The 12,764-nt window shown below is 71.5% G+C and carries 2 protein-coding genes, 4 tRNA genes and 1 pseudogene; 3 read left to right on the top strand and 4 right to left on the bottom strand.

Features of this window, described 5'->3' with window-relative positions:
* The first annotated feature begins 63 nt into the window (after positions 1 to 63).
* The 3 genes and pseudogenes from ACX9TP_RS02705 to ACX9TP_RS02695 form a co-directional block, all read left to right on the top strand.
* Complete coding sequence (locus ACX9TP_RS02705) at positions 64 to 849, top strand: DUF6597 domain-containing transcriptional factor (RefSeq protein ID WP_482978131.1); 786 nt, start codon at positions 64 to 66, stop codon at positions 847 to 849.
* 87 nt (positions 850 to 936) lie between these two features.
* Positions 937 to 1,326, top strand: a complete 390-nt coding sequence (locus tag ACX9TP_RS02700; RefSeq protein ID WP_482978130.1) for a VOC family protein — start codon at positions 937 to 939, stop codon at positions 1,324 to 1,326.
* Positions 1,327 to 1,429: 103 nt separating this feature from the next.
* Positions 1,430 to 12,028, top strand: a pseudogene (locus ACX9TP_RS02695) (non-ribosomal peptide synthetase); the annotation flags it as partial.
* 63 nt (positions 12,029 to 12,091) lie between these two features.
* On the opposite strand, the gene ACX9TP_RS02690 reads toward ACX9TP_RS02695, so the two are convergent.
* From ACX9TP_RS02690 to ACX9TP_RS02675, 4 genes are all read right to left on the bottom strand, one after another.
* A tRNA-Ala gene (locus tag ACX9TP_RS02690) sits at positions 12,092 to 12,162 on the bottom strand.
* A gap of 22 nt (positions 12,163 to 12,184) precedes the next feature.
* A tRNA-Pro gene (locus ACX9TP_RS02685) sits at positions 12,185 to 12,260 on the bottom strand.
* A gap of 3 nt (positions 12,261 to 12,263) precedes the next feature.
* Positions 12,264 to 12,335, bottom strand: a tRNA-Gly gene (locus ACX9TP_RS02680).
* 25 nt (positions 12,336 to 12,360) lie between these two features.
* A tRNA-Gly gene (locus ACX9TP_RS02675) sits at positions 12,361 to 12,432 on the bottom strand.
* Between the last annotated feature and the right edge of the window lie 332 nt (positions 12,433 to 12,764).

Raw genomic sequence — 12,764 nt, 5'->3', positions numbered from 1 at the left:
ATCCCTGACACGTGACAGGGCTTTTGCCCCCGGCCAGGCTCCGGGGCCACGGATGGGTGCACGATGGAAGCCGGCGGTGGCGTGACGGGCTACGAGGAGTGGGCGCCGCCCGCCTCCCTGTCGGAGGCGGTGGACGCCTTCTGGCGCTTCACCGCGCCGCCCCCCGGTGCCGCGCCCTTCAGCCACCGGGTGCTGCCCGATGGCTGCACGGACCTCATCTTCCAATTCCGCGGCGCGCGAGGCTCCACCTGGCTGGCCGACCCGCAGCTGGTCGTCGTGGGCCCCATGGAGCGCTTCGCGCTCGTGGACATCGAGCCCGGCGCGGTGAGCTTCGGCGTGCGACTGAGGCCCGGGTGGGCCCTTCCCCTGCTCGGCGTGAGTCCTCGCGAGGTGTGCGGGCTCAATGTCCCCGTGGCGGACTGTGCGCCGGACCTCGCCGTGCTCCAGCGGCGGCTGGAGGACTGTGCCTCACCCGCGCGGGCCCTGCGCCTCTTCCAGGAGAGCTTCGCGCGGCGGCAGGCCTCCTCCGGTGCTTCGCCATCCCCTCGCGCCGCGCAGGCGCTGCGCTCGCTCCTGGCGTCGGGAGGGCAGGTGCGCATGTCCGAGCTGGCGCGCACCCTGCGGGTCAGTGAGCGCACCCTGCACCGCGACGTGCTGGACGAGGCGGGCGTCGCGCCCAAGCTGCTTGCCCGGGTGCTCCGCTTCCAACGGGCCGTGGGGCTGCTGCGCTCCCTGGAGGGCGAGGACCTGTCCTCCGTGGCGCTCACCTGCGGCTACTCCGACCAGGCCCACCTGTCGCGCGAGGTCCGTGAGTTCGCGGGCGTGACGCCCGGCACGCTCGCCGGCTGAAGCCTGTCCGATTCCTTCAAGACAGGCCCGGCGCACCGTGCGAACACGGCCTCACGCTGTCTCCACCCTCTACCGGAGTGCGCCACCATGAAGCTCGGCTACGTCATCCTCTACGTTCAGGACGTCCCCGCCACCGTCGACTTCTACGAGAAGGCCTTCGGCCTGAAACGCCGCTTCCTCCACGAGAGCAACACCTACGCGGAGATGGAGACCGGCGCCACGGCCCTGGCCTTCGCGGTGGAGAGCATGGCGAAGGACAACGGCCTCACCGTGCGCCCCAACCGGGTGAAGGAGGACGCCGCCGCGGTGGAAGTGGCCCTCGTCACGACGGACGTGCAGGCCGCCTACGAGCGCGCGGTGAAGGCCGGCGCCCAGGCCGCCCATCCCCCCAAGCAGAAGCCGTGGGGGCAGACGGTGGCCTATGTGCGGGATATCGATGGCGTGCTCGTGGAACTCTGCACTCCCATCACCACTTGAGTGAAGCACACACGCTCCTGGCGTGAAGGTTGCCATCGAAACGCCTTCTCACTGCGGGAGAGCGGAAACCTGAGAGCGTGATAGCCCGAATATCCTCCTCACCATGGATTCAACGCGGTCGAGGATGGATGGTGGAGCAGCCGGGCTCACGCCGGAGCAGAAGCGCGCGCGGCTGGCGGAGCTGTTGCGGAGCAAGACCCGTGACGTCCAGCGGGTCCCCGTGTCCTTCGGCCAGGAGCGGCTGTGGTTCCAGGACCGGCTCAGCCCAGGCAGCGCGGCCTTCAACATCCCCGTGGCCGTGCGCCTGTCCGGGACGCTGGATGACGCGGCCCTCCGCGCCAGCCTCCAGGCCCTGGTGCAGCGCCATGCGTCACTGCGCACCACCTTCGTGGAGGAGGACGGGCGCCCCGTGCAGCTCGTCGCCGCTTCGGGGAGCATCTCCCTGCCCGTGGTGGACCTGCAGGGGCTGCCCGAAGCCGAGCGCGAGGCCGAGGCGTGGCGGCGGCTCACCACCGACGCGTGTCAGCCCTTCGGCCTGGAGAAGGGGCCGCTGCTGCGCGCCGTGCTGTACCGGCTGGGGGTGCTCGAGCACGTGCTGCTGCTCAACCTGCACCACATCGTTTCGGACGGCTGGTCCCTGGGAGTGCTGGTCCGGGAGCTGAGCGCGCTGTATCCGGCGCTCGCCGAGGGACAGCCCTCGCCGCTGCCCGCGCCGCGCATGCAGTACGCGGACTACGCCGCCTGGCAGCGCGAGTACCTCCAGGGCGAGGTGCTGGAGTCCCAGGTCCGCTGGTGGCGCGAGCGGCTGGACGCGGATGCGGTGCTGGAGCTGCCCACGGACCGGCCTCGCCCGGCGGTGCCTTCCGGACGCGGGGCCCGCCTGACGGTGGTGCTGCCTCCGGCGCTGCTCGAATCATTGAAGGCCCTGGCCCGCGCGGAGGGCGGCACCCTCTTCACGGTGCTGCTGGCCGGCTTCCAGGCGCTGCTGCACCGCTACACGGGACAGCAGGACATCGTGGTGGGCACGTCCGTCGCGGGACGTGGCCGCGCCGAGCTGGAGGGCCTCATCGGCCTGTTCACCAACACGCTGGCGCTGCGCACGGACGTGTCAGGCCAGCCCGGCTTCCGCGCGCTGCTGGGCCGCGTGCGCGAGACGACACTGGGCGCGTACGCGCACCAGGACGTGCCCTTCGAGAAGCTGGTGGACGCGCTCAAGCCCGGGCGTCAGCTCAGCATCGCGCCCCTCTTCCAGGTCGCGCTGACCTTGCAGAACGCGCCCATGCCTCCCCTGCGTCTGCCGGGGCTGGTGATGGATGCGCAGCCGGTGGACAACCGGACCGCCAAAGCGGACGTGTCCCTGCTGGCGGTGGAGCTGCCGGACGACCAGGGCCTGCGCCTCGCCGCCGAGTACAACACGGACCTCTTCGAGCCCGGCACCGTCCAGCGGATGCTCGCGCACCTGAGCACGCTGCTCGAGGCCGCCGCCGCGAATCCAGACCTCCGAATCTCCGAGCTGCCCCTGATGGAGCCGTCCGAGGAGCAACAGGTGCGCGGTGCCTGGACTGGCACGTCGGCGCCCTTCCCTGAGGCATGCATCCACACGCTCTTCGAGGCGCAGGTCCGGCGTGCGCCCGACGCCGTGGCGCTCCGGTTCCGGGGACAGTCGCTGACGTACTCGCAGCTCGACATCCGCGCCAACCAGCTCGCGCACGCCTTGCGCCGCAGGGGATTGGGGCCGGAGATGCGCGTGGCGCTCAGCGTGGAGCGCTCGATGGAGCTGGCGGTGGGGCTGCTCGGCATCCTCAAGGCGGGGGGGGCCTGGGTGCCGGTGGATCCGCTGCTGCCGCGTGAGCGCCTGGCGGTCATGCTGGAGGACAGCGGGGCCTCGGTGCTGGTGACGCAGTCCGCGTTGCTGGAGCGCTTCCCGGAGGCCCACCACGCCCGCGCGCTCTGTCTCGACTCGGAGCAGGACGCGCTGTCTCGCGAGCGCACCGAAGCACCGGTGACGGGCGTGGGCCCGCGTCACCTGGCATATCTGCTCTACACGTCCGGAAGCACCGGCACGCCCAAGGGCACCGCCGTGGAGCACCGGGGCGTCGCCAACCTCGTCACGCAGGAGGCGGGGGCGTACGGCATCGGCCCGGGCAGCCGCGTGTTGCAGTTCGCCAGCCTCTCCTTCGACCTGTCGGTGGAGGAGGTCTTCACCACGCTGTGCTCCGGCGCCACGCTGGTGCAGGCACCGCTGGAGGAGCTGATGCCCGGCGCGCCGCTGCGGGAGCTGCTGCGCGCCGAGGCCGTCACCGTCATCAGCCTCACCCCGGCGGCCCTCGCGGCCACACCCGCCGAGGAGCTTCCGGAGCTGCGCACCATCATCTCCGGAGGTGAGGCGCTGCCCGCCGAGGTGGTGGCGCGCTGGGCCACTCCGGGCCGGCGCTTCGTCAACAGCTATGGCCCGACGGAAGCCACGGTGGTGGCCACGCTCACCGAGTGCGTCGCGGACGGGCGCGTGCCCGCCATCGGTCGCCCGCTGGCCAACGTGCGCGCGTACGTGCTGGACGCGCGCGGCGAGCCCGTACCCGTGGGCGTGAAGGGAGAGCTGTTTATCGGTGGCGTGGGCGTGGCGCGCGGCTACGCGGGAAGGCCGGGGCTCACCGCCGAGCGCTTCCTGCCGGACCCGTTCTCCGGTGAGACAGGCGCACGCCTGTACCGCACCGGCGACGTGGTGCGCTGGCGCGAGGACGGCACGCTGGAGTTCGTCGGCCGCGCGGATGCGCAGGTGAAGGTGCGCGGCTTCCGCATCGAATTGGGCGAAGTGGAGGCCGCGCTGTCGAAGCTGCCCCCGGTGCGCGAGGCCGTTGTCATGGCCCGCGAGGACGGCCCCGGCGGAAAGCGCCTCGTGGGCTACGTCGTGGCGCACGAGGGTGTGCAGACGGACGGCGCCACGCTGCGGGCCGCGCTGAAGGAGACGCTGCCCGAGTACATGGTGCCCTCGGCCATCATGGTGCTGCCGGCCATGCCGCTCACCGCGAATGGAAAGGTGGACCGCAAGGCCCTGCCGGCCGCCGACCTCGCGGGGATGGCCACGCGCGAGTACGTGGCACCGCGCACCGCCACCGAGGAGCGCCTGGCCGGGCTCTGGCAGGAGCTGCTCGGCGTGAAGCGCGTGGGGGCCGAGGACAGCTTCTTCGACCTGGGCGGCCACTCGCTCCTGGCCACGCAGGCGGTCAGCCGCATCCGTCACGCGTTCGGCGTGGAATTGCCCCTCCGCCGGCTCTTCGAGTCCCCCACCGTCGAAGCCGTGGCTCGACTCATCGACGAAGCCCTCGCGGGACGGGGGGCACCGACGGCGGACAAGCGCCAGGAGTCACGCCCACGCCCGAGGCCCACGCGCCCCCTGGAGGACGTCGCGCGCGAGCTGGAAGCGCGGACCTCCTCCACGACACACGGGGCTGTCGCCACCGAGGAAGCCCGGCGACTGCTGGTGGAGTGGAATGCCACCGCCTCCGAGTACCCGCGTGACTCCACCCTGCCCGACGTCTTCGCGCAGGTGGTGGCCCGCTCTCCCGACAAGGTCGCCGTCGTGTTCGGCGACGCGACGCTCACCTACCGGCAGCTGGATGAGCGGGCGAACCAGCTCGCCTGGCACCTGCGCGAGCTGGGTGTGTCCACCGACTCGCGCGTGGCCGTGGCGCTGGAGCGCTCGCTGGAGCTGATTGTCTCGCTGGTGGGCATCCTCAAGGCCGGTGGCGCCTACGTGCCGCTGGACCCGGCGTATCCGCGCGAGCGACTCGCCGCCATGGTGGAGGACTCGGCGCCTCAGGTGCTCGTCACCACGCGCGCCTTCGTGGAGGCGCTCCCCGCGGTGACGCACACGGTGCTCGTGGAGGAGGCGCGACTCTCCGAGCGGCCCACGCACGCGCCGCCTCCCTCCGCGCATCCCGGCAGCCTCGCGTATATCGACTTCACGTCTGGAAGCACCGGACGGCCCAAGGGCGTCGGCACTCCGCAGGCCGCCGTGCTTCGCACCGTCTTCGGCGTCGACTACGCGCACCTCGGGCCGGAGGAGACGTTCCTCCTCATCGCCCCCGTGTCCTTCGATGCGTCCACCCTGGAGCTGTGGGGGCCGCTGCTGCATGGCGCTCGGCTCGTCGTCTTCCCGCCCCGTCCTCCCAGCGACTTGAAGGAACTGGAAGCCGTGCTGGTGAAGCACGGCGTGACGACGCTGCACCTCACCGCGGGCCTGTTCACCCAGGTGGTGGAGTACGGCCTCGCCGCGCTGCGCGGCGTGAAGCAATTGCTCACCGGCGGTGACGTGGTGAGCGCGCCGCACGTGCGCCGGGTGCTGGAGGAGCTGCGCATTCCAGTGACGGCCTGCTACGGCCCCACCGAGGGCACCCTCTTCACCTCCTGCCACCGCATGACGGACGTCGCCCACGTCGGCACCTCCGTTCCCATCGGCCGCCCCATCGGCAATACGCAGGTGTACGTGCTGGACCCCTCCGGCCAGCCCGTGCCCGTGGGTGTCACCGGTGAGCTGTTCGTCGGTGGCGATGGCGTGGCCCGCGGCTACGTGGGCCAGCCCGCGCTCACCGCGGAGCGCTTCGTCCCAGACTGCTTCTCTGCTGTCCCCGGGAAGCGCCTCTACCGCACTGGAGACCTCGCGCGCTGGCGGGCTGACGGCGTGCTGGAGTTCCTCGGCCGCGCCGATGCCCAGGTGAAGGTGCGCGGCTACCGCATCGAATTGTCCGAGGTCGAAGCCGCCCTGCTGGCGTGCGAGGGAGTGAAGGAAGCGGTGGTGCTCGCTCGCGAGGACGCGCCGGGTGACAAGCGCCTCGTGGGCTACGTGGTGGCCTCCGAGGCCCATGACCCCGTGACGCTCCGCGCGCTGCTCGAGGAGCGGCTGCCCGAGTACATGGTGCCCTCGGCCGTGGTGGTGCTGGACGCCTTCCCCCTCACGTCCAACGGCAAGGTGGACCGCAAGGCCCTGCCCACACCGGATGCCACCCTGCTGCGCCGCGCGCCCTCCCGGGCTCCGCGCACGGACACCGAGCAACTGCTCGCGACGCTCTATGAAGAGGTGCTCCACACCGGAACGGTGGGCGCCGAGGACGACTTCTTCGAGCTGGGCGGCCACTCCCTGAGCGCCACCCAGGTCCTCTCGCGCATCCGCCGTGCGTTCCAGGTGGAGCTGCCCCTGGCCGACTTCTTCACCGCGCCCACCGTGGAGGCCGTGGCCCGCCGCCTGGAGGCCCTGGGCGCCGTGCGGAACACGCTCGCGGTGCCTGCGCTCAAGCCCGCGCCGCGCGACGGAAACCTGCCCCTGTCCTTCGCGCAGCAGCGCCTGTGGTTCTTCGCGAAGCTGGAGCCCGAGAGCGCCGCCTACAACCTGCCCGCCGCCGTGCGCCTGGATGGCGTGCTCGACGTGCCCGCTTTCACCAAGGCCCTGCGGGCCTTACAGCAGCGCCACGAGTCCCTTCGCACGACGTTCCGCGACGCGGAAGCAGGCCCCGTCCAGGTCATCGCTCCCGAGCCTCCGCTCCCCGCCGGGTGGATGGACCTGGAGACGGTGCCGGAGCAGGAGACCGCGCTGCGGGCCCTCGTCGAGGACGAGGCGCGACAGGTCTTCGACTTCGAAGCCGGCCCGCTCTGGCGCGTGCTCCTGGTGCGCCTGGGCGAGCAGCGCCACGTGTTGCTGCTCACCATGCACCATGTCATCTCCGACGCGTGGTCCATGGGCGTGCTCATCCATGAGCTGACCACGCTGTACTCGGCCCACCTGGAGGGCCGGACACCGCGCCTGACACCGCTGCCGGTGCAGTACCCGGACTTCGCCCTGTGGCAGCGCGGCTGGCTGCGCGACGAGGCGCTGGAGGCACAGCTCGGCTGGTGGCGGCGACAGCTCCACGGGGCACCGCGTGCCCTGGAGCTCCCCACCGACCGACCGCGCCCCCGGACCCAGTCCTTTCGCGGCGCGGCGTGGCCCTTCCAGTTCCCCCGCGCGCTGTCGGACGCAATGCACGCGCTCTGCCGCCGCGAGGGCGTCACGCCGTCCATGGTGGTGCTCGCCGCGTTCCAGACGCTGCTGGCCCGCTACAGCGGACAGGAGGACGTCTGCGTGGGCTCGCCCATCGCCGGCCGGCACCACGCCGAGCTGGAGGGGCTCATCGGCTTCTTCGTCAACACGCTGGTGCTGCGCACGCGGCTGGACGGAGACCCCACCTTCCGTGAGCTGCTCGCCCGCGTGCGCGACGTGGCGCTCGGGGCGTACGAGCACCAGGACGTCCCCTTCGAGAAGCTGGTGGAGGCGCTGCGGCCCGAGAGGGATTCGAGCCGCTCGCCCCTCTTCCAGGTGATGCTCGCGTACCAGAACGCGCCCATGCCGGAGATGATGGGCCCGGGCTTGAGCCTCCACCGCATCGAGGTGGAGGGCAGCACCGCGAAGTTCGACCTGACGCTGGCCCTGAGCGACACGGACCAGGGGCTGAAGGGCGTGCTGGAGTACAACACCGACCTCTTCGACGCGGCGACGGCGGGCCGCATGGTCGGCCACCTGCGCACGCTGCTGGAGGAAGCCCTCGCCACGCCGGAGCGCCGCCTCTCCGCGCTGCCCATGCTCACGCCCGCGGAGCGGCACCTGCTGTTCGAGGCGTGGAACCAGCCCACCGCCGCCACGGCGGAGGACGCCTGTCTGGAGCGGCTGCTCCAGGCGCAGGCCCGCCTGTGTCCGGACACGGTCGCCGGAGAGCACGAGGGCCAGGCCCTCACCTGGGCGGAGCTGCACGGGCATGCCCGGCAGGTGCTCCGGGGATTGCGCGCGCGGGGCGTGGTGGCACCGGCTGCACCGCCGCCGCTCGTCCCCGTGCCGCGCACGGGCCCCGTGCCGCTGTCCTTCGCCCAGCAGCGACTGTGGTTCATCGACCAGCTCGAGCCCGGCGGCGCCACGTACAACATGCCCGCCTTCGTGCGGCTGGAGGGTCCGCTGGACGTGGAGTCACTCCGGCGCGCGCTCTCGGAGTTGATGCGCCGGCACGAGGCGCTGCGGACCACCTTCATCCAGGTGGACGGCGAGCCACGCCAGCGCATCGCCCCCCACGAGGAGCTGCGGTTGGACGTCGTGGACCTGGAGGGACTCGCGCCCGAGACCGCCGAGAACGTGCTGCGGCGGCAGCTTCGCGAGGAGTTGCTGCACCGCTTCGACCTCGCCACGGGCCCGCTCGTCCACGCACGGCTGTGGAAGCGGGGGCCGCTGGAGCACGTGCTCGCGCTGAACATGCACCACATCGTTTCGGACGCGTGGTCCATGGGCGTGCTGCTGCGTGAAGTCGCCGCGCTCTACGAGGCCTTCAGCCACGGCCGGCCCTCGCCGCTGCCGCCTCCGACGCTCCAGTACGCGGACCATGCCGTCTGGCAACGGCAGTGGCTCCAGGGCGAAGTGCTGGACGAGCAGCTCTCCTGGTGGCGCCAGCACCTCTCGGGGCTCGCCACGCTGGAGCTGCCCACGGACAAGCCGCGCCCGCCCGTGCGGACGTTCCAGGGTGCACAGGTCCCCGTCGCCCTCTCGGCCGCGGCCTCGCGCGCGCTCCGGACGGTGTGCCAGCACGTGGGAGCCACGCCCTTCATGGCGCTGCTGACCCTCTTCCAGGTGCTGCTGTCGCGCTACACGGGGCAGGAGGACATCGCCGTCGGCTCGCCCATCGCCGGCCGGCATCACGGTGAACTGGAAGGGCTCGTCGGCTTCTTCGTCAACACGCTGGTGCTGCGCGCGCACGTGGACGTTCGCGCTTCGTTCCAGCACCTGCTGCGGAAGGTCCGCGAGACGGCCCTCGGGGCCTATGCCCATCAGGATGTGCCCTTCGAGCAACTGGTGGAAGCGCTCCAGCCCGCGCGGGACTTGAGCCGCGCGCCGCTGTTCCAGGTGCTCTTCACGTTGCAGAACACGCCCATGCCTTCGCTCCGGCACGGGGCGCTCGCGCTGCACCCGCTGGAGGTGGAGGGCGCCGCGGCCAAGTTCGAGCTGCAGCTGAACCTGAGAGAGGTGCCCGAGGGCTACCAGGGCATGCTCGACTACAACACCGACCTGTTCGAGGCGGAGACCGCCGCGCGCATGGCGGCGCACTTCGCCACTCTGGCGGAGGCTCTCGCCACCCGGCCCGACGCGCCCCTGGCCACGGTCTCCATGCTGACGGCGGCCGAGCGACAGCGGCTGTTGGTGGAGTGGAACGCCACCGCCAGCGAGTACCCGCGTGACTCCACCCTGCCCGACGTCTTCGCGCAGGTGGTGGCTCGCTTCCCCGACAAGGTCGCCGTCGTGTTCGGTGAAGCGACGCTCACCTACCGGCAGCTGGATGCGCGGGCGAACCAGCTCGCCTGGCACCTGCGAGGCCTGGGCGTGTCCACCGACTCGCGCGTGGCCGTGGCGCTGGAGCGCTCACTGGAGCTGATTGTCTCGCTGGTGGGCATCCTCAAGGCCGGTGGCGCCTACGTGCCGCTGGACTCGACGTACCCGCGCGAGCGGCTCGCCGCCATGGTGGAGGACGCACGTCCCACCGTGCTCATCACCACGCGCGAGCTGCTGGCGAAGCTGCCGGCCGAAGAGCTGTCCACCGTGGTGCTGGGAGAGGTGCCCCTGGAGGCACAGCCCACGCATGCGCCGTCCATGACCGCGCTGCCCGACAGCCTCGCGTATATCGACTTCACGTCTGGAAGCACCGGTCGGCCCAAGGGCGTCGGCACTCCGCAGGCCGCCGTGCTTCGCACCGTCTTCGGCGTCGACTACGCGCGCCTCGGGCCGGAGGAGACGTTCCTCCTCATCGCTCCGGTGTCCTTCGATGCGTCCACCCTGGAGCTGTGGGGGCCGCTGCTGCATGGCGCCCGGCTCGTCGTCTTCCCGCCGCACTCGCCCTCGGATGTGTACGAGCTGGAGTCGGTGCTGGTGAAGCACGGCGTGACGACGCTGCACCTCACCGCGGGGCTCTTCTCGCAGATGGTGGACAGCCACCTGCCCGGGCTGAAGACGGTGAAGCAGCTCCTCACCGGTGGCGACGTCGTGAGCGCGCCCCATGTCCGGCGGGTGCTGGAAGGAACGTTCATTCCGGTGACGGCCTGCTACGGCCCCACCGAGGGCACCCTCTTCACCTCCTGCCACCGCATGACGGACGTCGCCCACGTCGGCACCTCCGTTCCCATCGGCCGCCCCATCGGCAATACCCAGGTGTACGTGCTGGACCCCTCCGGCCAGCCCGTGCCCGTGGGTGTCACCGGTGAGCTGTTCGTCGGTGGCGATGGCGTGGCCCGTGGCTACGTGGGCCAGCCCGCGCTCACCGCCGAGCGCTTCGTCCCGGACTGCTTCTCTGCTGTCCCCGGGAAGCGCCTCTACCGCACCGGAGACCTCGCGCGCTGGCGGGCTGACGGCGTGCTGGAGTTCCTCGGCCGCGCCGATGCCCAGGTGAAGGTCCGCGGCTACCGCATCGAATTGTCCGAGGTCGAAGCCGCCCTGCGCTCGCTGCCCGTGGTGCGCGAGGTGGCCGCCCTGGTTCGTGAGGACGCTCCCGGCGACAAGCGACTGGTGGCCTACGTCGTCGCGGACCCGGGCCTGCCCTGGGAGCCGGAGGCGCTGCGCCACGCGCTCGCGTCCCGGCTGCCGGCGTTCATGGTGCCCTCGCACCTGGTGAAGCTGGAGGCACTGCCCCTGACGCCGACCGGGAAGGTCGACCGTCGGCGCCTGCCCGCACCGGACACACAGCTCCGGAGCGACAGCGCGCCCTTCATCGCGCCCCGGACGCCACTGGAAGAGCAGCTCGCCACGGCCTTCGCGGACGTGCTGCGCGTGCCTCGCGTCAGCGTCAGCGACGACTTCTTCGCGCTGGGCGGCCACTCACTGCTGGCCCTGCGACTGGTCTCCCGCATCCGCGAGCACACCGGCCAGACGCTCCCGGTGGCGGTCCTCTTCCAGGACTCCACGGTGGAGCGGCTCGCGCAGCGGATGCAGCAGGCGCCCGGGGCCACGCGCAACCTGGTGCTGCTGGCCCCGGGAGCTGTCTCCGAGCGCCCTCTCTTCCTCGTACACGGAGGCGGCGGCAGCGTGCGGGGCTACTCCGACCTGGTGCGCGAGCTGCGCGGCCACGGCCCGGTGTACGGCCTGCACGCTTCCGAGCTGGAGGGCGACGTCTCCGTCGAAGCCCTGGCGCGTGACTACCTCGCGCAGGTGCGGGCCGTGCAGCCTCGCGGGCCCTATCTGCTGGGAGGCTGGTCCTTCGGCGGGCTGGTGGCCTACGAGATGGCGCTCCAGCTTCAAGCCGCGGGCGAGCCGGTGGCGTTGCTGGCCCTCCTGGACACCGAAGCGCCCGAGACCCAACCGCGTCCGGCGCCGGATGCGCTCGGCGTGCTGGCGGCCTTCGGCCGGATGCTCGGCGTGTCCTGGCAGGACCTGCGCCTGGACCTGGAGCACCTGCGACGCCTGGGGCCGGAGGAGCAACTGGCCCGCGTGCTGGAGCAGGTGCCCTCCATCGACGGGGACGGCGCCAGGCGGCTCTTCGCCCTCGTGCAGCGGCTCGCCGCCGCGCAGCAGGCCTACGTACCGGCCAGCACGTGGGCGGGCCCGGCGCTCCTCTTCCGGAGCACCGACTCCGCCATGCGTCCGGAGGACCTGGGCTGGCGCGCATGGCTCACGGGCGCGCTCACGGTGTGCGAGGCGCCTGGAGACCACTTCTCGTTGCTGAGCGCGCCCCATGCCACGCAGGTGGCGGAGCGGCTCGGCCATCAGTTGTGGAACCACCGGGAATCGAACCCGGATCTCCCGGACGCCAGCCGGGTGCTCTCCCGTTGAGCCATGATCCCATGTGAAACAGGGTGTTTCGAGTCGGGATGACTGGATTCGAACCAGCGACCTCGCGCACCCCAAGCGCGCGCTCTTGTCCAAGCTGAGCTACATCCCGATAAGCAGTCGGCGGGACTCGAACCCGCATCGTCCTGGTTGGCACCCAGGTACCTCACCTCTCGGCCACGACTGCATGTGTTGCGAACAGACTCCCGCTAAGCAGTCGGCGGGAGTCGAACCCGCGTCGTCCTGAGTGGCGCTCAGGTGCCTTGCCTCTCGGCCACGACTGCATGTGTTGCGAACGGCCCCGGAAACGGCAGAGGCCGGGTTCCCCTCTGGGAGCCCGGCTTCTGGTCACCTCGCGGCTTCGGGTGACGAAGCGTGCGGGCGTCAGAGTCCGGGCGGTCGACCGCAAGCGGCGGGACCGGGCACGGGGGCGGGAGCGGGAGCGGCAGGGTTGTTGAGGGCTTCGGGGTTCATCAGGTTCGCCGAGTTCATGGTCACCGCTCCTTTCAGCGAAAATAGACGCGGCGGAAAATCAATGCCTGACACGGAGATGTCTCATCCTCCGTGTGACACCTCCGGCCGCCAGGGGCTGACCCGGAGGGGTGAATGGAGGTAA

Source organism: Pyxidicoccus sp. M15 (genome assembly GCF_056858435.1).
Note: the sequence above shows the minus strand (reverse complement) of the source record. Positions and strands in the feature narration are given on the sequence as shown.

Excerpts from the sequence above, each read along its gene's own strand:
- ACX9TP_RS02705 (WP_482978131.1), top strand. The coding sequence starts at position 64 with ATGGAAGCCGGCGGTGGCGTGACGGGCTACGAGGAGTGGGCGCCGCCC.
- ACX9TP_RS02700 (WP_482978130.1), top strand. The coding sequence starts at position 937 with ATGAAGCTCGGCTACGTCATCCTCTACGTTCAGGACGTCCCCGCCACC.